The organism is Leisingera methylohalidivorans DSM 14336 (assembly GCF_000511355.1).
GTDB lineage: Bacteria > Pseudomonadota > Alphaproteobacteria > Rhodobacterales > Rhodobacteraceae > Leisingera > Leisingera methylohalidivorans.
In genome coordinates this window covers 3,936,361-3,957,030 of the sequence record NC_023135.1, presented here as the reverse complement: position 1 = coordinate 3,957,030, position 20,670 = coordinate 3,936,361, and the positions used below count along the sequence as shown (strand labels likewise).

The 20,670-nt window shown below is 58.5% G+C and carries 16 protein-coding genes and 4 pseudogenes; 10 read left to right on the top strand and 10 right to left on the bottom strand.

All coding sequences use genetic code 11. The annotated features are described in order from the left end of the window. Nucleotides 1-6: 6 nt before the first annotated feature. Nucleotides 7-570, top strand: coding sequence for a nucleotide exchange factor GrpE (locus tag METH_RS19185; RefSeq protein WP_024092134.1), 564 nt, complete (start codon nt 7-9; stop codon nt 568-570). Between the two features lie 90 nt (nt 571-660). Here the strand turns inward: METH_RS19185 and mutS are convergent, their stop codons facing one another. Next, a complete protein-coding gene (gene mutS, locus METH_RS19180) occupies nt 661-3,291 on the bottom strand; it encodes a DNA mismatch repair protein MutS (protein ID WP_024092133.1) in 2,631 nt (876 codons plus the stop codon). A 101-nt stretch (nt 3,292-3,392) separates the two neighbouring features. After that, nucleotides 3,393-4,217 (bottom strand): flagellin N-terminal helical domain-containing protein, encoded by an 825-nt coding sequence (locus METH_RS19175; protein ID WP_342667058.1) that lies wholly within the window; start codon nt 4,215-4,217, stop codon nt 3,393-3,395. A 308-nt stretch (nt 4,218-4,525) separates the two neighbouring features. Between METH_RS19175 and METH_RS19170 the strand changes: the two genes are divergently transcribed. Both METH_RS19170 and METH_RS19165 read left to right on the top strand, forming a co-directional pair. Next, nucleotides 4,526-6,781: an NADP-dependent malic enzyme gene (locus METH_RS19170; protein WP_024092131.1), complete on the top strand. Its 2,256-nt coding sequence runs from the start codon at nt 4,526-4,528 to the stop codon at nt 6,779-6,781. 6 nt (nt 6,782-6,787) lie between these two features. Continuing rightward, nucleotides 6,788-7,660: a ribokinase gene (locus tag METH_RS19165; protein WP_024092130.1), complete on the top strand. Its 873-nt coding sequence runs from the start codon at nt 6,788-6,790 to the stop codon at nt 7,658-7,660. Between the two features lie 77 nt (nt 7,661-7,737). Here the strand turns inward: METH_RS19165 and msrA are convergent, their stop codons facing one another. Then, nucleotides 7,738-8,403, bottom strand: a complete 666-nt coding sequence (gene msrA, locus METH_RS19160) for a peptide-methionine (S)-S-oxide reductase MsrA (RefSeq protein WP_024092129.1) — start codon at nt 8,401-8,403, stop codon at nt 7,738-7,740. A 199-nt stretch (nt 8,404-8,602) separates the two neighbouring features. On the opposite strand from msrA, the pseudogene METH_RS19155 reads away from it, so the two are divergent. Further along, nucleotides 8,603-9,109: pseudogene (locus METH_RS19155) on the top strand (aminotransferase class IV); the annotation flags it as partial. Between the two features lie 279 nt (nt 9,110-9,388). Here the strand turns inward: METH_RS19155 and METH_RS19150 are convergent. From METH_RS19150 to METH_RS19140, 3 genes are all read right to left on the bottom strand, one after another. Continuing rightward, on the bottom strand, nt 9,389-9,673 hold the full coding sequence (locus tag METH_RS19150) for an SCP2 sterol-binding domain-containing protein (RefSeq protein ID WP_024092128.1): 285 nt from the start codon (nt 9,671-9,673) through the stop codon (nt 9,389-9,391). A gap of 79 nt (nt 9,674-9,752) precedes the next feature. Next, nucleotides 9,753-10,217 carry a DUF1810 domain-containing protein gene (locus METH_RS19145; protein WP_024092127.1) on the bottom strand — a complete coding sequence of 155 codons (465 nt, stop codon included), beginning with the start codon at nt 10,215-10,217 and terminating at the stop codon, nt 9,753-9,755. Next, the gene (locus METH_RS19140) at nt 10,214-11,440 is read right to left on the bottom strand and encodes an argininosuccinate synthase (protein WP_024092126.1); all 1,227 of its coding nucleotides are present in this window, start codon (nt 11,438-11,440) and stop codon (nt 10,214-10,216) included. Before METH_RS19140 ends, METH_RS19145 begins: the two co-directional genes overlap by 4 nt. Before the next feature lie 294 nt (nt 11,441-11,734). Between METH_RS19140 and tnpA the strand changes: the two are divergent. Next, nucleotides 11,735-12,151: pseudogene (tnpA, locus tag METH_RS19135) on the top strand (IS200/IS605 family transposase). 433 nt (nt 12,152-12,584) lie between these two features. Here tnpA and METH_RS19130 read toward each other — a convergent pair. Next, a pseudogene (locus tag METH_RS19130) lies at nt 12,585-13,614 on the bottom strand (IS110 family RNA-guided transposase). 350 nt (nt 13,615-13,964) lie between these two features. Continuing rightward, nucleotides 13,965-14,093 (bottom strand): annotated as a pseudogene (locus tag METH_RS25480) (IS110 family RNA-guided transposase); the annotation flags it as partial. Between the two features lie 138 nt (nt 14,094-14,231). On the opposite strand from METH_RS25480, the gene ilvA reads away from it, so the two are divergent. Beyond that, on the top strand, nt 14,232-15,458 hold the full coding sequence (gene ilvA / locus METH_RS19125; RefSeq protein ID WP_024092125.1) for a threonine ammonia-lyase IlvA: 1,227 nt from the start codon (nt 14,232-14,234) through the stop codon (nt 15,456-15,458). A gap of 14 nt (nt 15,459-15,472) precedes the next feature. Here ilvA and METH_RS19120 read toward each other — a convergent pair whose 3' ends face one another. Continuing rightward, nucleotides 15,473-15,796: an Hpt domain-containing protein gene (locus METH_RS19120; protein ID WP_024092124.1), complete on the bottom strand. Its 324-nt coding sequence runs from the start codon at nt 15,794-15,796 to the stop codon at nt 15,473-15,475. Nucleotides 15,797-15,983: 187 nt separating this feature from the next. Here METH_RS19120 and METH_RS19115 point away from each other — a divergent pair, with 187 nt between their 5' ends. Beyond that, nucleotides 15,984-17,237: a PP2C family protein-serine/threonine phosphatase gene (locus METH_RS19115; protein ID WP_156927548.1), complete on the top strand. Its 1,254-nt coding sequence runs from the start codon at nt 15,984-15,986 to the stop codon at nt 17,235-17,237. A gap of 79 nt (nt 17,238-17,316) precedes the next feature. On the opposite strand, the gene METH_RS19110 is transcribed toward METH_RS19115, so the two are convergent. Then, on the bottom strand, nt 17,317-17,760 hold the full coding sequence (locus METH_RS19110; RefSeq protein ID WP_024092122.1) for an NUDIX hydrolase: 444 nt from the start codon (nt 17,758-17,760) through the stop codon (nt 17,317-17,319). Between the two features lie 77 nt (nt 17,761-17,837). On the opposite strand from METH_RS19110, the gene hslO reads away from it, so the two are divergent. From hslO to METH_RS19095, 3 genes are read left to right on the top strand one after another with little or no spacing between them, the layout of a single operon-like run. Then, nucleotides 17,838-18,824, top strand: coding sequence for an Hsp33 family molecular chaperone HslO (hslO, locus tag METH_RS19105; RefSeq protein ID WP_024092121.1), 987 nt, complete (start codon nt 17,838-17,840; stop codon nt 18,822-18,824). Further along, the gene (locus METH_RS19100) at nt 18,817-19,425 is read left to right on the top strand and encodes a CoA pyrophosphatase (protein WP_024092120.1); all 609 of its coding nucleotides are present in this window, start codon (nt 18,817-18,819) and stop codon (nt 19,423-19,425) included. The genes hslO and METH_RS19100 overlap by 8 nt, the downstream gene beginning before the upstream one ends. After that, on the top strand, nt 19,425-20,576 hold the full coding sequence (locus tag METH_RS19095; RefSeq protein WP_024092119.1) for a CCA tRNA nucleotidyltransferase: 1,152 nt from the start codon (nt 19,425-19,427) through the stop codon (nt 20,574-20,576). The genes METH_RS19100 and METH_RS19095 overlap by 1 nt, the downstream gene beginning before the upstream one ends. Nucleotides 20,577-20,670 lie beyond the last annotated feature (94 nt).

Here is a 20,670-nt window from a genome sequence, read left to right as displayed (position 1 = left end):
TGAAACATGGCAGAGCTCAAGGACGAAGACTTTCTGGATGACATCGCTGCCGCCGAGGCTGAAGAGCTGGCGGGGCAGACCGAGGAATTTGATGATGCCTCGCTGGAAATCGATGCGCTCCGGGCGGAACGGGATGAGCTGAAGGACCGGTTCATGCGGGCGCTGGCGGATGCCGAAAACGCCCGTAAGCGCGGTGACAAGGCGCGCCGGGAAGCGGAGAATTATGGTGGCTCGAAACTGGCCCGTGACATGCTGCCGGTTTACGACAACATGAAGCGTGCGATCGAGGCGGCGACCAGCGAGCAGCGCGAAGTTGCGGCGGCGCTGATCGAAGGTGTGGAGCTGACCATGCGCTCGCTGCTGGGCGTGTTTGAAAAGCACGGCATCCGGGTTGTATCGCCAGAGGTTGGCGACAAGTTTGATCCGCAGGTGCATGAGGCGATGTTCGAAGCACCGGTGCCGGGCACCAAGGCTGGTGACATTATCCAGGTGTCCGCCGAAGGCTTCATGCTGCACGACCGTTTGCTGCGTGCGGCGCAGGTCGGGGTGTCTTCTACGCCGGCTGGTTAAAGGGAAGCAGGCCCTCTGGGGCCTGCGCCTCCGTCGGAAGCCTATTGGAAATGAAGGAAAGGCGGAGCCGTTTGGCACCGCCTTTCTGTTTTACGTAGCTGCCTCTTTCAGCTTGTAGAGGATCTCCAGCGCTTCCCGCGGCGAGAGCTCGTCCGGGTGTATGCTTGCGAGGAATTCCTCAGCAGGCGAGGGGGCAACCGGAGCCTTTGGCTCTGGCGGCGGTGCGGCGGCGAAGAGTGGAAGATCGTCAATCTGGACTTTCGTTCCGCCTTCACGGCTGCCTTTCTCGAGCATGTCGAGTACATCTCGAGCACGCGCAACAACCGATGCCGGAAGGCCGGCCAGCTGCGCCACTTGCACGCCATAGGACCGGTCAGCAGCGCCTTTGTGCACTTCATGCAGGAAGATCACTTCGCCTTCCCATTCCTTGACCGCCACTGTGGCGTTGTCGACGCCTTCCAATTTGGCGGCAAGCTGAGTCAGTTCATGGTAATGGGTCGCAAACAGCGCGCGCGAGCGGTTAACCTCATGCAGGTGTTCCAGAGTGGCCCAGGCGATGGAGAGGCCATCATAGGTGGCAGTGCCGCGGCCGATCTCATCCAGAATTACCAGAGCCCGGTCGTCGGCCTGATTTAGAATGGCTGCGGTTTCGACCATTTCCACCATGAAGGTGGAGCGGCCGCGCGCGAGGTCGTCTGATGCACCGACCCTGCTGAAAAGCTGGCTAACGACGCCGATATGGGCACCTTCCGCGGGAACGTAGCTTCCCATTTGGGCAAGCAGAGCGATCAGAGCGTTTTGGCGCAGGAACGTTGACTTACCGGCCATGTTCGGACCGGTAAGCAGCCAGACCGCCGCGCCGTCCTGGGCTGACAGATCGCAATCATTGGCCACAAAAGTCTCACCGCCTTGCCGCCTCAGGGCTTGTTCCACCACCGGGTGGCGGCCGCCTTCCACGTGGAACGCGCGGCTGCCGTCAACCTTGGGACGGGTCCAGTTTTCGCCACGTGCCAGATCGGCCAGCCCGGTCAGAAGATCCAGCTCGGCCAGCCCGCGGGCGGCAGTGTTGAGGCGGGCGGCAGTCTCCAGAATTGCTCCGGAAAGCTTTGCATAGAGCCGCTTTTCAACTTCAAGTGCCAGGTTACCGGCATTCAGGATGCGGGTTTCGATTTCGCTCAGTTCCACAGTCGTGAAACGGACCTGATTGGCGGTTGTCTGGCGGTGGATATAGGATTCGTTCAGTGGCGGCGACATCATTTTATCCGCGTGGGTCGCGGTGGTTTCGATGAAATAGCCCAGCACATTGTTGTGCTTGATCTTCAGTGACGTGATGCCGGTATGTTCCGCGTATTTCTGCTGCATGGAAGCAATCACCGAGCGGCCTTCGTCGCGCAGGGTGCGGGCTTCGTCCAGTTCCGCGTCGTAGCCGGTTGCGATGTAACCGCCGTCCCGCGCCAGCAGTGGCGGTTCGGCCACCAGGGCCGCTTCAAGGAGCGCCAGAAGATCGTCGAACCCTTGAAGATCTGACATGGCACCGGCCATCAGCGCAGGCAGTTCCAGGCCGGCGCAGAATCCGGCAATTGCTTCGGCCTGCGACAACCCGTTGCGGATGGCAGCCAGGTCGCGCGGGCCGCCGCGCTCCAGGGCCAGGCGGGAGAGCGCACGGTCTAAGTCCGGTGTTTTGCGCAAAGCCGCGCGCAGGTCTTCGGCAATCTGTGCGTGATCAACAGTGAAATCCAATGCGGCAAGGCGCTGGTGGATGACATCCAAATTGCGGGACGGGCTGGACAGCCGTTGTTCCAGCAGTCGGGCGCCACCGGGGGTAACTGTCCGGTCGACAACAGCCAACAGCGAGCCGGTGCGGCCGCCGGAAAGCGAGCGGGTCAGTTCCAAGTTGCGGCGGGTGGCTGCATCAATCTGCACCACCCGGTCCTGCGCCTCCTGCTGCGGGGGCTGCAACAGCGGCAGTTTGCCCTTTTGGGTGATTTCCAGATAGTCGACCAGCGCGCCCATGGCTGAGACCTCGGCGCGGGTGAAAGTGCCAAAACCATCCAGGGCACTGACGTTGAACAGGGTGCAGACGCGCCTTTCCGCAGCGGTGCTGTCAAAGCTCGCCTTGCCTAGCGGTGTGAGCGGGATCTTATATTCATCGGCCAGAGGGCGGGCAGCGTCATAGGCCGGGCCATCCGCAACGATAAGTTCCGAAGGCGCCAGACGGGCCAGTTCGGGCGACAAGCGGACCCGCGCAACCGGCATCACGTGGAACGCGCCGGTGGAAATGTCCGCCCAAGCCAGTGCGGCTTCGTCCCGCAATTCAGAGTAGGAAACCAAGAAATTGTGGCGCCGGGCTTCCAACAGAGACTCCTCGGTCAGCGTGCCAGGGGTCACGAGCCGCACCACATCCCGTTTCACCACCGATTTGGAACCGCGTTTTTTGGCCTCAGCCGGGCTTTCCAGCTGTTCGCCCACGGCTACGCGAAAGCCCTTGCGGATCAAGGTAAGCAGATAGCCTTCGGCAGCATGGACAGGCACGCCGCACATCGGAATGTCCTCGCCATTGTGCTTGCCGCGTTTGGTCAACGCGATATCCAAGGCTTCTGCGGCGTTGACTGCGTCCTCAAAGAACATCTCGTAAAAGTCGCCCATCCGGTAAAAAAGCAACGCATCCGCATGCGCTGCCTTTATCTCGAGATACTGCGCCATCATGGGCGTTACGGTCATGAAAATTCCCCCGGGTCGTCTTTGTAAGACGTGTACAATGGGGGCGGTCCGAGGAAAACCCGGATGTGGCTGCCGTCAGTATCCTCAGCGGCAGCCTGCTGTCAGTGGAGATTGTGCAGCGTGTCGGGCATCGCATTACCGATGGACAGCGTGACTGAACTCAGCTGCTGCTGTGCCTGCAGCGCCAGAAGTTTTGCCGCCGCCTCCTCCATGCTGGTGTCGATCATCGAACTGACCCCTCGGGTGATCGCATCCGACAACTTTCCGGCAAACTGGTACTGTTCGGCAATGCCGCTGGCGCTAGCGCCTAAAGCAGCGGAGCTGCCGATCGCATAAGCCAGGAACCCCTCGATTTCGCCTAGGGCGGTCAGCGCACTGGCGCTGTCGGTGATGGCAGTCCGGTGGCCGATGTCAAACTGCGGGCTGCCTTCGAAGTCCACACTATCGACGCTGAGCGTGATCAGGCCTCCGGCCGCGGACAATGCAGACGGGACAGTCAGCGCTTTGCCGCCATTGCCGTCCACGTCGGTCTTCAGCAGGTTCAAGCCATTGAAACTGGATGACGAGATAATCGAATTGATCTGCTCGGTCTTCTGCGACAGAGCAGCTTCGAATTTTCTGTTATCCTCCATCCCGCTTGCCGATATAGCTGTCAGAGACCTCATTTCGGTCAAAATATCCGTGATCTGTTCCGCTCTGGCGGAAGCAACCGCCACGGTGGATTCACCCAATGACAATGAGTCCAAGACAGAGCGTAATCCGGAGACATCCGAATCCATCAGCTCGGAGATCGCCCAAAGGGCGGCGTTATCCTGCGCCGTGTTGACTTCTTTGCCGGTGGACATGCTGGTTTGCACGGTGTCGAGCTGGCTACTGACGCCGCCCGGAGTCTGCAAGGCAACCATCGCTCCGGAATTGTTCTGCAAGTTTATTATCCCTCATTATGCCTTCGATCCTAGGCCCGTGTTCCGGGCATACAAATGCCATAGTGACACGTGCTTCTCAGGCTCATGAGTTCGAGCGCGAAGCGCCACCTGCGTACCGGTGCGTGTTAATACCTATTAATAAACTACAGCGGGTGGAGATCTACTATAAGGTGAAATTTTGACGGCATCTATCGTCCTTTAGTCGTATTTATTTCAGTTCTGGCTATACAGATTCTTGAAAGCCCGGATTGAGGGGCGCGGTTGGCTGGGCTAAGACGGACTGCGACGAGGAGAGGATACGAGATTAAATGCCCAAAACAAAGATCACCGACGCAGAAGCCCTGGCGTTTCACCTGGAGCCGTCTCCAGGCAAATGGGAGATCAATGCCACTGTCCCGATGACAACCCAGCGGGATCTGTCGCTGGCGTACTCTCCCGGCGTTGCGGTGCCTTGCGAAGCGATCGCGGAGAATCCCGAAACTGCCTATGATTACACCAATAAGGGTAACCTGGTTGCGGTGATTTCTAACGGCACGGCGGTCTTGGGTCTGGGCAATCTGGGGGCTTTGGGCTCCAAGCCGGTGATGGAGGGCAAATCTGTCCTGTTCAAACGCTTCGCCGACGTGAATTCGATCGACATCGAGCTGGATACCGAGGATCCGGACAAGTTCATCGAAGCGGTCAAGCTGATGGGGCCGACTTTTGGCGGCATCAACCTGGAGGACATCAAGGCGCCCGAGTGTTTCATCATTGAGCAGAAGCTCAAGGAAGAGATGGACATTCCTGTCTTTCACGACGACCAGCATGGAACCGCGGTGATCTGCGCGGCCGGCCTGATCAATGCGCTGCATTTGTCGGGCAAGAAAATTGAGGATGTGAAGATCGTCCTGAATGGGGCAGGGGCAGCCGGCATTGCCTGTATCGAGCTGCTGAAAGCGATGGGCGCACGGCATGAAAACTGCATTGCCTGTGACACTAAGGGCGTGATTTACCAGGGCCGCACTGAAGGCATGAACCAGTGGAAATCGGCCCATGCGATCCAGACCGACCTGCGCACTCTGGAAGAGGCGATGCGCGGCGCGGATGTGTTCCTGGGCGTCTCGGTCAAGGGTGCAGTGACTCAAGAAATGGTCGCCTCGATGGCGGACAATCCGGTGATCTTCGCCATGGCCAACCCGGATCCGGAGATCACTCCGGAGGAGGCGCATGAGGTGCGTGTCGATGCCATTGTCGCGACCGGCCGGTCGGACTACCCGAACCAGGTCAACAACGTGCTGGGCTTCCCATATCTGTTCCGCGGCGCGCTGGATATCCACGCCCGCGCCATCAACGACGAGATGAAGATTGCCTGCGCCCATGCCTTGGCCGCCCTTGCGCGCGAGGATGTGCCGGACGAAGTGGCGCTGGCCTATGGCAAGTCTCTGTCCTTTGGCCGCGATTACATCATTCCTACCCCCTTTGATCCCCGGCTTATCCACCGGATTCCGCTGGCGGTTGCCAGGGCCGGCATGGATACCGGCGCCGCCCGCCGCCCGATAGTGGACATGGACGCCTATGAGGTGGGTTTGAAATCCCGCATGGATCCGACCGCTTCTATCCTGCGCGGGTTGAATGCCCGTGCCCGTTCCGCCCAGTCCCGGATGATCTTTGCCGAAGGTGACGATCCCCGTGCGCTGCGTGCTGCGGTGATGTACCAGCGTTCCGGCTTCGGGAAATCATTGGTTGTGGGCCGGCAGGAGGATGTGCGGACCAAACTGGAAAAGGCCGGGCTTGGCGATGCCGTGCGTGAACTGGAAATTGTCAATGCAGCCAACACGCCGAATTTTGATAATTACAAGGACTTCCTGTATAACCGCCTGCAGCGTAAAGGCTTTGATCACAAGGATATTCACCGGCTGGTAGGACGTGATCGGCACGTGTTTGCCAGCCTGATGCTGGCGCATGGGCATGGCGACGGCCTGGTCACTGGCGCGACCCGGAAATCAGCCCATGTTCTGGAGCGGATCAACCATGTGTTTGATGCTGATGCCGACCATGGGGCCGCCGGCGTGACGGCGCTGCTGCACAAAGGACGGATCGTGCTGATCGGGGACACTCTGGTGCATGAGTGGCCGGATGAGAACCACCTGGCAAACATCGCTGAACGTGCCGTGGGCGTTGCCCGCCATATGGGACTTGAACCGCGGGTGGCTTTTGTCAGCTTCTCCACCTTTGGTTACCCAGTGTCAGAACGCGCTGAAAAAATGCATGTCGCGCCCGCTGTGCTGGATAAACGCGGTGTCGATTTCGAATACGAAGGTGAGATGACCGTTGATGTGGCGCTCAACGAGCGGGCTCAGCGGTATTACCCGTTCCAGCGCCTGAGCGGCCCGGCTAACATCCTGATCGTGCCGGCCCGCCACTCGGCCTCGATCTCGGTCAAGCTGATGCAGGAAATGGGCGGCGCCACGGTGATCGGCCCAATCCTGTCCGGTATCGACAAGCCGATCCAGATTTGCTCGACCACCTCCACCACAAATGACATTTTGAACATGGCGGTACTGGCAGCCTGCAACATCGGGTGATCTTATATGGCAATCTGGAACCTCGGCTCAATCAATGCGGATATGGTTTATACTATGCCGCATCTGCCGGCGGCGGGGGAAACCCTTGCCGCCCGGCACCTTGACCGGTTTCTTGGCGGCAAGGGGGCGAATATGTCCGTGGCCGCGGTTCGGGCAGGCAGCCAGGTGCATCACATCGGTGCGGCGGGCCCTGACGGGGCCTGGGCGGTTGAGCGGTTGAAGCGCTATGGAGTTGGAATTCGCGATATTAACGAGGTGGACACCCCGACGGGCCACGCCATCATTGCGGTGGAACCAAAGGGTGAAAATCAGATCATTCTGTTTCCGGGCGCTAACCGTGCGCTGACCTGGGACCAGCTGGATCAAGCGCTTTCGCGGGCAAGTGCAGGCGACATTCTGGTGATGCAGAATGAAACCAACATGCAGGCGGAAGCTGCTTGTGCGGGCCGCGATCGCGGGTTGCGGGTCTGCTACGCCGCCGCCCCTTTTAACGCGGACGCAGTGCAGGCGGTTCTGCCGTTTCTCGACTTCCTGATCTTGAATGAGGTGGAAGCCGGACAGTTGAAAGAGGCGTCTGGAAAGTCGCCCGATGAGCTTGGCGTCAAAGATGTGATCATCACTCTCGGCGCCAAAGGCGCACGGCATATAAACGGCGAAACCGGTGTGATACTGGATGTTTCCGCTCTTCCGGTCACACCAGTGGATACGACGGGGGCAGGGGACACTTTCACTGGATATGTTCTTTCGGGTCTGGATCGGGGTTTGCCGTTGGCAGAGGCAATGTCACTGGCCACGAAGGCTGCGGCGCTGATGGTCACGCGCCATGGCACAGCGGACGTGATCCCTGAACTGAAAGAAGTGCAGGCGGCTTGCTTTTAATCTGAGGCGGTCTGCCTCTTTCCGGTCAAAATATTCCGGGGGAATTGGCCGTCAGGCCAAGGGGCAGCGTCCCCGCTTTAGTGCCCTTCGGTGAAGGGTGCGGCATCGCCCCACAACTGAGCCACCCGATCATCGCGCCCGCAGGCCTGGCGGTATCGTTTATAGGCCGCAGCCTGACGTTTGGGGCCAAAGCGGGTGAACACCAGGCTTTCTCCCTTATAATAGTCCTGGTGATAGTCTTCTGCTTCATAGAAGGTCTTTGCCGAAAGAACAGGCGTTACAATTTTCGTTCCCAAGGCATCCTGAGCTTCGGCTAAGACCCGCTTGGCTAGGGCCTCCTCAGTCTCGTTAGAGACAAATACCGCGGTGCGGTAACTTTCTCCGCGATCGCAGAACTGGCCGCCTGCGTCGGTCGGATCAACGGAGCGGAAGAACAGTTCCAGCAATTGCCTGCGCGAGACTTTTGCCGGATTGAAGATGATTTGCACCGCCTCATAATGACCGCTGCCGCCACGGCTGACGTCTTTGTAAGTCGGGTTTTCAGTCTTGCCGCCGGTATAGCCTGACACGGCTTCGATCACCCCGGGGACGCTTTCAAAATCGCTTTCCACACACCAGAAACACCCCCCGGCCACGGTCAGCACGCCAGTCGTCTGCGCCTGCACCGGATTGGCATGAGCAACCGTACCGATCGCAATAAGGCCCATCAAAGTCAAAGGTCTCAGTCTGTCCAGTAAACGCATTCTGGCCCTCCATTCTGCTTAGTTGCCACCCTGCCGGCTATTGCTGCGCCTCTCAACCCGGCGGCGCCGGATTTCACGGACAGGTGACAGCAAGTTACCGCTTGAAAATTGGATCAATATTACCAACGTGTCGACGGAGGAGCATCACATGAGCAAAAGGTGAGCACACAAGGCTGAAGAAGATCAGCGAAACGTAGAAATTCTGATCTATCTGAACGGCAAGATCGTTCCTAAGGCTGAAGCAAGATGAGCGTTTACGACAGCGGTTTATGCTTGGCGACGGCGTGTGGAAAAGTTTGCGGCTGTAGTATGGAACCTGGGCCTTCTCATAGACGAACACTCGGACCGGCTGTTCGAGGCTGTCAAGGTGATCGACCAGGATGTTGGGTTGGACACTGAAGGTGTGAAAACCGCCGTGTTAGAGACCCAGAGGGCCAATGGCATGACCTCGGATGCCCATGCCTGGTTGATGGTCACACGCGGTGTGAAAACGCGTCCCTTCCCACCCCAACCTTCCAAGCCCGATAGAGCTGGCCACAGTGCCGCATATCCGCGGTCTGCGATGACGCAGGACCCCGAACTGAACTCCCATTCCAAGCTGAACGGCATTACACGGCAGAAAGTGATTGACCTGTACCGCTCCACTGAAATTCCGCTTCACAAGCGGAACTACTCTTTGGTTGATGCATACGGGTTGGCCGAGTCTTGCTCCGTCGTTTACAAACTGACCTGGCCGATGGGCGGACACAAGAACGATGGCGTGTGGGCGGCGCATTGATATGGTGCAGTCTGGAACTTAACAGGCTTTGCCGACCCGGAAGGCCCGCTGCCGGAAGGGCCGGAGGATCTCCAGCCGGTGCTGCAGGCGGCGCTGCCTTACTAGGAGCAGATGAAGGCAGTGAAAATCTGAGGTGCGAGGCGGCCTTGTCATCTCCTCGCGCCTGCGGCGCTCATCCCGAGGATATTTTCAAGAAAATGAAGAGGCTTAACCGAGCAGCTTGCCCAGTTGCATGGCAACACCCATGTCGCCGGAGATCTTGATTTTCCCCATCATTACAGCTGTCATCGGGTTTAGCTTACCGGTGAGCAATTTCTTCAAGTTCTCTTTGGATAGCTGCAGCGTGCAGTCGGTGCCACAGTCATCTGTGCTGGCACTGCCTTCTGCGAGCACGATGACGCCGTCTTTGCCGCAATCGAATTTCAGTGAGCCGTCAAAAGTTTTTCCGGCCAGACCTGTTCGGATTTCCCCAGCGATGTCTTGCAATGCCATTTGACCTTCCCTTGCCTGCGGCGAGGATTAGGTACGTAAGGGATGGCGAGCAACATTGACCTCAGGTGAAGGCGCCGGGTTACGTTCGGGTAAGGGCTGCCTTGGTCAGCGGGCAGGGCTGGCCGCCATAGAAGGCATCAAGCACCTGCCGGAAGTCCGCCGGCGCACCGGGGACAGCTGCAAACAGTGTCATTGAAGAGCGAAGTTTCTTTGCGTCGATATCGCCGAGGATTTGCGCTGGATCCGTTCCCTTATGCTGCAGCATCAGCTGGCTGGCGTTCACCAGGCGGTTGCGCAGTTTTTCGTGGTTCAGATAGGCGGTGGCTTCAGTCAGGTCCTCGATCCCGTAAAGCTGCGCCATATGGGATTGGCCCAGTTCGGCCAATTGGGGAAAGACGAACCACATCCAGTGGCTCGTCTTTTGACCCTCAGAGAGTTCAGTCAGAACAGCCGCCCAAACGGTGTCCTGAGCTTCGACGAACATTTCCAGCTCTTCTGCGAAATCGTCCTCGAAACCGCCGTCTATATCGTCGTAATTACTCACTTTTTGATGCGGCGTTCGCGGGCGGCCAGCAGCTTGAGGCGCAGGGCGTTCAACTGAATGAAACCTGCAGCATCGGTCTGGTCATAGGCGCCTGCGTCTTCCTCGAAGGTTACATGCGCTTCGGAGTACAGCGAATGATCCGACCAGCGGCCCACACAGGCTGCGGAACCTTTATAAAGCTTCAGGCGCACGGTTCCGGTGACATGTTCCTGGCTCTTGTCGATGGCTGCCTGCAGCATTTCTCGCTCAGGCGAATACCAGAAGCCATTGTAGATAAGTTCAGCGTATTTCGGCATCAGCTCATCTTTAAGATGCATTGCGCCGCGGTCCATCGTGATCGATTCGATTCCGCGGTGGGCTTCCAGAAGCAGGGTGCCGCCCGGCGTTTCATAAATGCCGCGGGATTTCATGCCGACAAAGCGGCCTTCGACCAAATCGAGACGGCCGCAGCCATGCTTGCCGCCCAATTCGTTCAGCTTGGTCAACAGGTCTGCCGGGCTCAGCGTTTCACCGTTGATACTGACAGCATCGCCTTTTTCAAAACCGACTTCGATAAACTCTGGTTCGTTCGGCGCGTCCTCGGGGTGCACAGTGCGCTGGTAGACATAGTCGGGCGCCATCACCGCCGGATCTTCCAGCACTTTGCCTTCGGATGAGGTGTGCAGCAGGTTGGCGTCAACGGAGAAGGGGGCTTCGCCACGCTTGTCCTTGGCGACTGGGATCTGGTTGGCTTCGGCAAATTCCAGCAGACGGGTGCGCGAGGTCAGATCCCATTCCCGCCAGGGCGCGATCACCTTGATGTCCGGGTTCAGCGCATAGGCGGCCAGTTCAAACCGGACCTGATCGTTGCCCTTGCCGGTGGCGCCATGGGCCACCGCGTCGGCACCGGTGGCTTCGGCGATTTCAACCAGCCGCTTGGAGATCAGCGGACGGGCAATCGAGGTGCCCAGAAGGTAGAGACCTTCGTAAACCGCATTGGCACGGAACATTGGAAAGACAAAGTCGCGGACAAATTCCTCTCGCACATCTTCGATGAAGATGTTTTCCGGCTTGATGCCTAGCATTTCTGCCTTCTTGCGGGCCGGCTCCAGTTCCTCACCCTGGCCGAGATCGGCGGTGAAGGTGACAACTTCGCAGCCGTATTCGGTCTGCAGCCATTTCAGGATGATCGAGGTGTCGAGGCCGCCGGAATAGGCGAGCACAACTTTCTTGGGCGCGGACATGGAATTCCCTCTCAGGTCAGAACGGGAGCGGGGTATCGGGTTTTGGCCGGAAGGGCAAGGTTTTCCAGGGTTTCGCGCAGCGGGCGCAGTAACTAAGGCCTGCGCCAAATGCGATATTCGGACTGGAGCGGATTTTTACTGAAACCTTGGGTGCTGTTCCGTATCCGCTCTCTGGAGTAAACCCTCCGGCTTCCAGCCGGATCCGCTTTAGCGTGAAAGACTCCTGTTCTGTCCTTACCCTCCGGAAAGTGAGCCGCAGCCGGGTCGAAAGCTCATTTTCCGGAGGATAAGGACATGCAAAAAAATACCGGCAAACACTGCGTTTCTATCAGCGCTATCCCATCGTGTGGTCTGCCAAATACCGCTACAAGGGCTGCGCGGGGGATTAGCTTGCGGGTGCATGACATCTTCCGCCAGGTCTGCGCTGAGAACGGTGTCGCTATCTTGCGCGGTGTGCTGCCGAGCGATCATGTCCATATGTTCGTCTCGGCGCCGCCCAAGCTGGCGGTCAGCGATCTGGTGCGCAAGATGAACGGCCGTTCGTCTTTCCGGGTGCAACGGGAATTGCCCGCGATCCGCAGGCGCTTTTGGGGCTGCCGGTGATGGCGCCGCGGGTATTCTTCAACCACCAACGGCGCCATCACCGAAAACATCGTACTTCTTTGGTTGCCGTCCGTGATGCAAGAAGTTTCGAATCTTGCCGGTGAGTGATCGAATGCGGTCTTCTTTCAGGCCTTCCGTAACAGGGGGGGGCAGTCAAGACGAATTTTTCAACAAAACCGCCCCGCGAAACTTCTCGATTGCGGGGTCAGTTTCGAGCTGGAAGTATAGGCGGCTCGTATGTTTAAAGGTCAATTTGCAGCGGCCATGCTGATTGCTTGCCGTCACCGAGTGAACTCCCACACCGGGATGATGCTTCCGTCCGTGGTCAGCGCGCAGGCTGCCGCATTATGCCAAGTCCAAGATCGGTTCCCGTGTGCCTATCTCAAAAGCGTCCTCAGACAGATCGTCTGGCAACCAGGCCTGACCCGGCATCATCGGGGACCGGGTCCCGGGTTGGGACCGCGGTGAACCAGCGCCATCGGGCGCGGCCAAGTCTCCTTCCTTCCGGGTTTATCCACGAGGGTGCCTCTGGAAGCAGGGCCTATACTGCCGCGACTGCCGCAGCGTCTTCGCGGGTGAAGCGGAAGCCGGTGCCGTCTTTCCACATAGCGTGCGGAACAACCCCGCTCCGCCGGGCGAGCGCCGCGGTGGCGCGTTTCTTCCCCCGCCGCGTGGCAACGTTCAGCGCCCATGCGGTCAGCCAGTTGTTACGGCCGCGGTGCAGCATCACCGTCGCCGCCTGATACAGCGCCGTGCGCAGCCCGACAGCGCCGGCCCGAGAGATCTGACCAACGATGTCGCGCTCACCCGACTGCTCACGTCTTGAGATCAACCCAACCCAGGGACCAATATCCTTGGACAACCGGAACCGCTCCGGGTCATCAATGGCTGCCTTGACGGTCAGGGCCACGACGGCTCCGACCCCAGGCATCGTCATGAGCTTGCGGCAGATCGGATCCTCCCGGGCGTGATCGCGCAAAGCTTTCTCTAGGCCGGCCAGCTCCTGTCGCAGCACCCGCCGTGCGGTGAGGATCGGGTTCGCAGCCGCCTCCAGCATGGAATTGCCCTCGGCCAGCTCTTGCACGCGCGCCTCAAAGCGGCCCTTCACAACACGTCCCATCTTCAGCCCAAAATTGCGCAGCACACCGCGGATCGACAGTTCCAGACTGATTGCGGCTTGCTGGACAATCTTGCGCGCCGAAAGAAATGCGCGCATCTCCTGTGCCGATATCGGTTTACAATGGACGGGTCGGTACCAACCCTTCTGCAGCAGCCGCGCAATCCCCTCGGCATCCCGCCGGTCAGTCTTAATGGGCATCGCCTTCAGCGCGCCCTTCACCTGACGCGTTTCCATCAGGACAGTGGCAAAACCAGCATCGGTCAGAAATTGGTAAAGCCACTGCGAGAGGAGGCCTGCTTCTAAGCCCACCGCGACAACGTCACCCCGCATAGCCTTCAATGCCGTAACGAGGTCCTCCGGTCCGCTGGCAGCGGTCGTTTCCTTGAGGATCCTGCCCTGGGCAGATCGCGGTGCTTGCGAGCGAGACGTCCAGTCCGATATACACATCCATGCCGTTTTCCTTCTTTGTCAGAGATCTTAGGGCGCGCCTAACCGCACGACCCCGTGGACACGCAGCACAGCGTGCCAAGAGCAACGACACATCACATCAAACCGTCGTGCAACTCACCACGGAGAAATCCGGGTCGTGCCCTGTTACGGCATCTCGATGGGGGGCGCTTTTCAAACGCCGCGGGCCGGCGTGGAGATCAGCGGATCAGGTCCAAATCTTCAGTACGAGCTTGCGGCTCCAAGTAAGAATATGGTTGTACCGATCCGGATCTGTTCGATCATTGCGCACTTTCAGGCCATTTCTTTCCTACACTCCCTTCGCACCGGAACTGGCTGTTCACGCCATGATGATCATGCCGCAACTGCCAACCCCGGGTTCCTGTAATCCTCTCCTTTCGTCAACATCGCCCAGATTGGTCGCACCATCGTGTTGGCCAGCGCAATCCTCGCCAGCATCTTCGGCTTGCGCACGAGTATTCGCACTGCTCAACGTCAGCCTTCTGACTGCATTTTATGGTCACTACGTCGAAGACCGCCCCGGCTGATCATCAGTATTCCTAAGTATTCTTTTATACCCGCCTCTTGCCTTGCGGGCGGGCTTGCGCCACTGAATGAGCCATGAGCGATTTTAAGTCCCAGGCCCGCGCCGCTGAACAGGCGATGCGCGATGTGTTTCCCGCAACGCCGCTGCAGCGCAATGTGCATCTGTCCGAGCGTTTCGGCGCTGACATCTACCTCAAGCGCGAGGATCTGAGCCCGGTTCGCTCCTACAAGATCCGCGGTGCGATGAACGCGATGCGCAAACAGCCGGATCAAGAGTTGTTTGTTTGCGCCTCGGCCGGCAACCACGCGCAGGGCGTTGCTTTCATGTGCCGCCACATGGGCAAGCGCGGGGTGATCTTCATGCCGGTCACCACGCCGCAGCAGAAGATCCAGAAAACCCGGATATTCGGTGGCGGTAATATCGAGATCCATCTGGTGGGCGATTATTTCGACATCTGCCTTGCCGCAGCGCAGGAGTGGTGCGCCAAGGAGGGCGGGCATTTTCTGTCGCCCTTTGATGATGCTGATGTGATTGAAGGCCAAGCCTCCATCGCAGTGGAGATTGAGGCGCAGCTTGAGAAAGCTCCGGACCATGTCCTGCTGCCAGTCGGCGGCGGCGGCATGTCGGCTGGGGTGTCCTCTTGGTTTGGTGAAGAGGTGCACAGCCTGTTTGTCGAGCCAGACGGCGGCGCTTGTCTGCGGGCAGCGCTTGCTGCTGGTAAGCCGGTCGCGTTGGATCATGTCGACACCTTCGTCGATGGTGCAGCGGTCGGGCGGATCGGCGCGCTGCCCTTTGAAATTCTGAAGGGCGTGCCGCTGCCGGATGTCCTGGCGATCTCCGAGGACCGGATCTGTGCCACCATCATCGAGATGCTGAACGTGGAAGGCATCGTGCTGGAGCCGGCCGGCGCGCTGTCGGTTGAGGCGCTGCAGGATGTGCGCTCCTGGATCCGGGGCAAGACCGTGGTTTGCGTCACTTCCGGAGGCAACTTCGATTTTGAACGTCTGCCCGAGGTCAAAGAACGGGCGCAGCGCTATTCCGGAGTGAAGAAATATTTCATCTTGCGCCTGCCACAGCGTCCAGGTGCGCTGAAGGAGTTTCTCGGGATCTTAGGCCCAGAGGACGATATCGCCCGCTTTGAGTATATGAAAAAGTCCGCTCGTAATTTCGGTTCGGTGCTGATCGGGATCGAAACCAAACGGCCGGAAAATTTCGAGCAACTGTTTGCGCGGCTGGATGCGGCGGGGATGACCTTCACGGACATCACCCAAGACGAGACTTTGGCGCAGTTTGTTATCTGACGCTGGGAGAAGGGTCAGAAATTTTCGGACATTCCGGTCAGGAAAGCTGACTTGGATGTTTGGAATATGGTGATGATGGCGGGGACATCGACATCGTCTGCTTCGCCTTGTGCGGACTTCCGCTCGCCGTCCAGGCACAGCTCCGAAAATTCATCAAATCCGAGGTTGAGCGCACTGCCTTTCAGGAAATGCAGGTCCTGCTCAAGCTGACTGCGGTCGCCGTCCTGCAGCTTGCTGATAACTTCCTCGACCTCTTCGAGGAAAATTTCAACGACTTCCTCGAAATCCTCGGCGCCAACTTCCTCGCGCAACTCAGTCACTCGCGGCCAGTCAATCATGTCATATTTTCCTAAGATCAGTCGCCATGCGCAATTTCGTAAGTTGATTGCAGTAATAATATAGTGAATTAAAGACGGAAGCTCAAATTTTAGGTTTCACAGCCTGTTAAATTTCTGGACCGATAGTATCACAAGATTGTCTGATTTTGCCATTTGTGAGGTGCCTTCGGTGCTGCCAGAAAGTTCGATGGACAACGAGGACCACACAGTGGCCGGATCAATACGCCGTGTGCTGGTTGTCGATGACAGCCGACTGCAAAGACGCATCCTTGTGGCCTCTCTCAAAAAGTGGGGATTTGAGGTTGTTGAGGCCGAGAGCGGCGAGGCCGCTATGGAGATCTGTCAGGCGGAAACGCCAGACCTGATCCTCAGCGACTGGATGATGCCGGGCATGAACGGGCTGGAATTCTGCCGCGCCTTCCGCGCCCGCTCCAGCGAGGATTATGCCTATTTCATCCTGCTGACATCAAAAAGCGAAAAGAACGAGGTTGCAGAAGGGCTTGACGCAGGTGCCGACGATTTCCTGACCAAGCCGGTCAGTTCGGATGAGCTGCGGGCGCGGATTTCTGCGGGTGAGCGGATCCTGAGAATGCAGCGGGAACTGTCCGAGAAGAACCGTATCGTGTCCGAAACGCTGGGGGAGTTGCAGCGTGTTTATGATGCAATCGACAAGGACCTGATCCAAGCTCGCAAGATTCAGGAATCACTGGTGCCGGAACTGTCCAAGGATTTTGGATCCTCCACCGTCAGTCTCCTGCTGAAACCCTGCGGCCATATTGGCGGTGATCTCGTGGGAATGATTTCTCCAGGTGTGAACAGAATCGGTTTTTATTCTATCGACGTGTCCGGTCATGGCATTACTTCGGCAATGATGACAGCACGTCTGGGCGGCTATCTCTCCTCGAATTACTTCGATCAGAATGTCGGGATGGAGAAACGCTTCAACCGGTTTTATGCACTGCGCCAGCCGGAGGAAGTCGCCAGCCTGCTGAATGCACGGCTGATCGCTGATACAGGGATCGAAGAGTACTTCACCATGGCCTATTGCATCGCTGATTTGCGCAGCGGTGTCGTCAAGATAGTGCAAGCCGGGCACCCGCATCCGTTACTGCTGCGCAAAAACGGTGACCTGGAGTTCATCGGCAAGGGCGGCGTGCCGGTGGGTTTGGTCCCCGATATCGGCTACAGCCAGGAAGAATTCGTTATGGAACGCGGCGACCGTCTGCTGCTGTTCTCTGACGGCTTTACGGAGGCGCGGCTGGAAGACGGTTCCATGCTTGAGCCGGAGGGTCTGCTGGAGCTGGTGCAAAAATGCGGGTCAGAGCAAAGCAGCAAGGAATTCCTGGATGATCTTTACTGGCATCTGACGCAAGTCATGAGCAAGGAACACGGGCTTGAGGATGACGTCTCGGCCACATTGTTCGAGTATCAGGGGCCGTAGATCAGTCAGATTTTCTAGATGATGTTGTCCTGGCTGCGGCTGGGATTTTTGTCTTTTCGGCTGTCAGTTTCGCAGGCCGCTACAACCGGGCTGCCAGTTGGGCTGCGAAATGCCGGTCGCCAGCATTGCCCAGCCGCATGGCGGCTTCCTGCGGGTCGATCCACAGCGCTTCATGCCCGTCTTCTGCAGGCGGGCCGATTCGTCGCAATGGGCGGGCGATATAGATATGGCAGATCTTTTCAGCCCAAAGGCCGTATTCCGGCATAAAGGCGAAGCGCCGGAACACGCCCATTTTTCGTGGCTTGGCGATCTTCCAGCCGGTTTCTTCATAAACCTCTCGGTGCAGTGCGGGAATGGGTGATTCGCCCGGATCGATACCACCACCTGGCAGTTGCAGGTCTGGTTGAGGCGCAAACTGGCAGGTGATCAGCAGCTTGCCGTTCCGCGGTAGCAAAGCATAGGCGCCCGGGCGCATCCGGTACCGCTGGCCGTTCTCTGGTGTCCTACCAAATCGCCTGATCACACGTCGGCCCCTTCACTCCAGTGTCAATTCTCCTATATAGCCCCGGTATGCCAATCCCCGGCGCGTAAGGAAACCCCATGACACTTGGTTCGAAAATCGCGTGGGACGATACCGTCCTGCCCTTCCAGCTTGATGCATCGGACATGCGCGGCCGCGTTGCGCGGCTGGACGGCGTGCTGGACGGTATCCTGAGACAACACGACTACCCGCCGGTGGTCGAGGCGCTGGTTGCCGAGATGGCGCTGTTGACGGCACTGATCGGGCAGACGATTTCCCTGCGCTGGAAGCTGTCGTTGCAGGTGCAGTCCAAGGGTGCTGTGCGGATGATCGCGACCGACTATTACGCACCGCAAAAAGAAGGCGAAATCGGACGGATCCGCGCCTATGCAAGTTTCGACCGTGACCGGATTACGGATAGCAACCCGTTTGATCAAGTAGGGGAAGGGTATTTTGCCATTATGATCGATCAGGGCAAAGGCACCAAGCCCTACCAAGGTATCACCCCGTTGTCTGGCGGGTCGCTGCGGGCCTGTGCCGAGGCTTATTTTGCCCAATCCGAACAGCTGCCGACCATGTTCAAGATGAGCTTTGGTAAATCATCCGAGCCTGGAGTTGACGAACATTGGCGCGCGGGCGGCATTATGTTGCAGAGTATGCCCAAGGCTTCGCCTTTTGCTGCAAACAGCGAAGGATCGGGTGAAATCCTGCAAGCCAGCGATCTGGTGTCTGGTGATCAGGAAGAGAACTGGAACCGGGCCACGATGCTGCTAAACACAGTCGAGGCATTGGAGCTGATCGGGCCATCAGTTTCCCCGACCGATCTGCTGATACGATTGTTTCACGAGGAACAACCGCGGGTCTTTGATGTCCAGCCCGTCCGTTTCGGCTGCACTTGCTCCGAAGACCGGGTGCGTCAAAGCCTGTCGATCTATTCCGCCAAAGACATCGGCACCATGACAAACGAGGATGGCCGGGTCACAGCAGATTGCCAGTTCTGCAGCGCGCATTATGATTTGGACCCGGCAAGCGTTGGGTTCGAAGCGGAAAACTCGCCCAGTGAGTGAGGCCGCGCAGAACCTTGCCAACAGAATTGCTGCCGCGCTGAAACACCAGGGCGGCGACTCTTCCGACTTTGATCTCAACCCCGGCACCGTGCTGCCAGAGGGACGTAAGCTGCGGCCAGCCGGCGTGCTGGTGCCTATCTCTGTCGCCGGCAGAGTACCACGGCTTATTTTAACCAAACGCTCCTCTGCGTTGAAGCATCATCCGGGGCAGATCGCCTTTCCCGGCGGAAAAGTTGAGGCTGGTGACACGGACGCCTGCGCTGCAGCGTTGCGCGAAGCTTGGGAAGAAATCGGTCTGCCGCAGGAGCTTCCGCAGATCATCGGCTGCCTGCCTAAGCATGAGACGGTAACCGGATTTTCTGTGACACCGGTTGTAGCGCTGATCGGTGAGGAGTTTTCAGTGTACCCGGAAGCAGGTGAAGTGGCTGAAGTCTTTTCAGTCCCGCTGGCCCATGTGCTGCAGCCAGACAATTACATTATTGAGTCCCGCCGCTGGCGCGGCGCCCGCCGCCGCTACTATACCGTTCCATACGGCTCTTATTACATATGGGGCGCCACCGCGCGGATGCTGCGCGGATTTGCGGCACGGATGGAGAAATAATGCGGATTGACCAACCCTGGTTGAAGGATCCTGCCACCCAAGCAGTTTGCAAGGCGGTCATGGGAGATGGTGCGCAGGTTCTGTTTGTCGGCGGGTGCGTTCGCAACGCGCTGCTGGGGGAGGCGGTTTCCGATATGGACATTGCTACTGACGCACTGCCGGGGCAGGTGGTGGCGCTGGCAGGTCGAGCCGGCATCAAGGCGGTTCCTACCGGTATTGACCATGGTACAGTGACGTTGATCAAGAACGGCATTCCGCATGAGATCACCACCTTCCGTAAGGATGTGGCTACCGATGGCCGCCGGGCTGTCGTGGCGTATTCAACCGAAATCACTGAGGACGCCCGCCGGCGCGATTTCACCATGAACGCGATTTATGCCCGTCCGGATGGAGAGATTGTCGATCCTTTGGGCGGCATGGCTGATTTGCAGAAACGCCGGATCCGGTTCATCGGCACAGCAGAGAACCGCATCCGCGAGGATTACTTGCGTTCGTTACGCTATTTTCGCTTTCACGCTTGGTACGGCGATCACACGTTGGGCTTTGACCCGAATGCGCTGGCGGCGATTGCGGCCAACCTTGAGGGGTTGGCTACACTGTCTAAGGAACGTGTCGGTGCCGAGATAATGAAGCTTTTGGCGGCGCCTGACCCTGCACCAGCGGTCGCCGCCATGCGTCAGGCAGGCGTGTTGGCGCAGATCCTCCCGGGATCGGATGACCGCGCGCTGGCGCCACTGATACACTTGGAAGCAAACCGTCCGGCATCCGCGCTCCGCCGGTTGGGTGCGCTAGGGGGTCATGGTCTGAAGGACGCCCTGCGGCTAAGTAAAGCGCAGGCCTCTCATCTTGAGACAGTCCGGGAGGCCGCGGCAGGCGCGGCCGGGGCGGGAGAACTGGGTTACCGGATAGGGGCGGAACAGGCACTGGATGCCATGCTGTTGCGCACTGCCATGCTGGAACAGCCAGTTTCCCCCACCTTAGAGACTGATATTGCTTTGGGTGCAGGAATGGTCTTTCCAGTGAAAGCCCGCGATCTTCTGCCCGATCTCAAGGGTCCGGCGCTGGGTTCTGCATTAAAGAAAATGGAGACGGAATGGGTTGCCTCTGGGTTCTCCCTGAGCCGCGAGCAGCTGCTGGACTCCCTCCGCTGACACAGTTTGACAGCAGAGTCACAACCTCGGGGAGTGACAAAACTGCAAATCTTGCGTACCCATAAGACCGCCACCACATGACGGAGGAATGCTG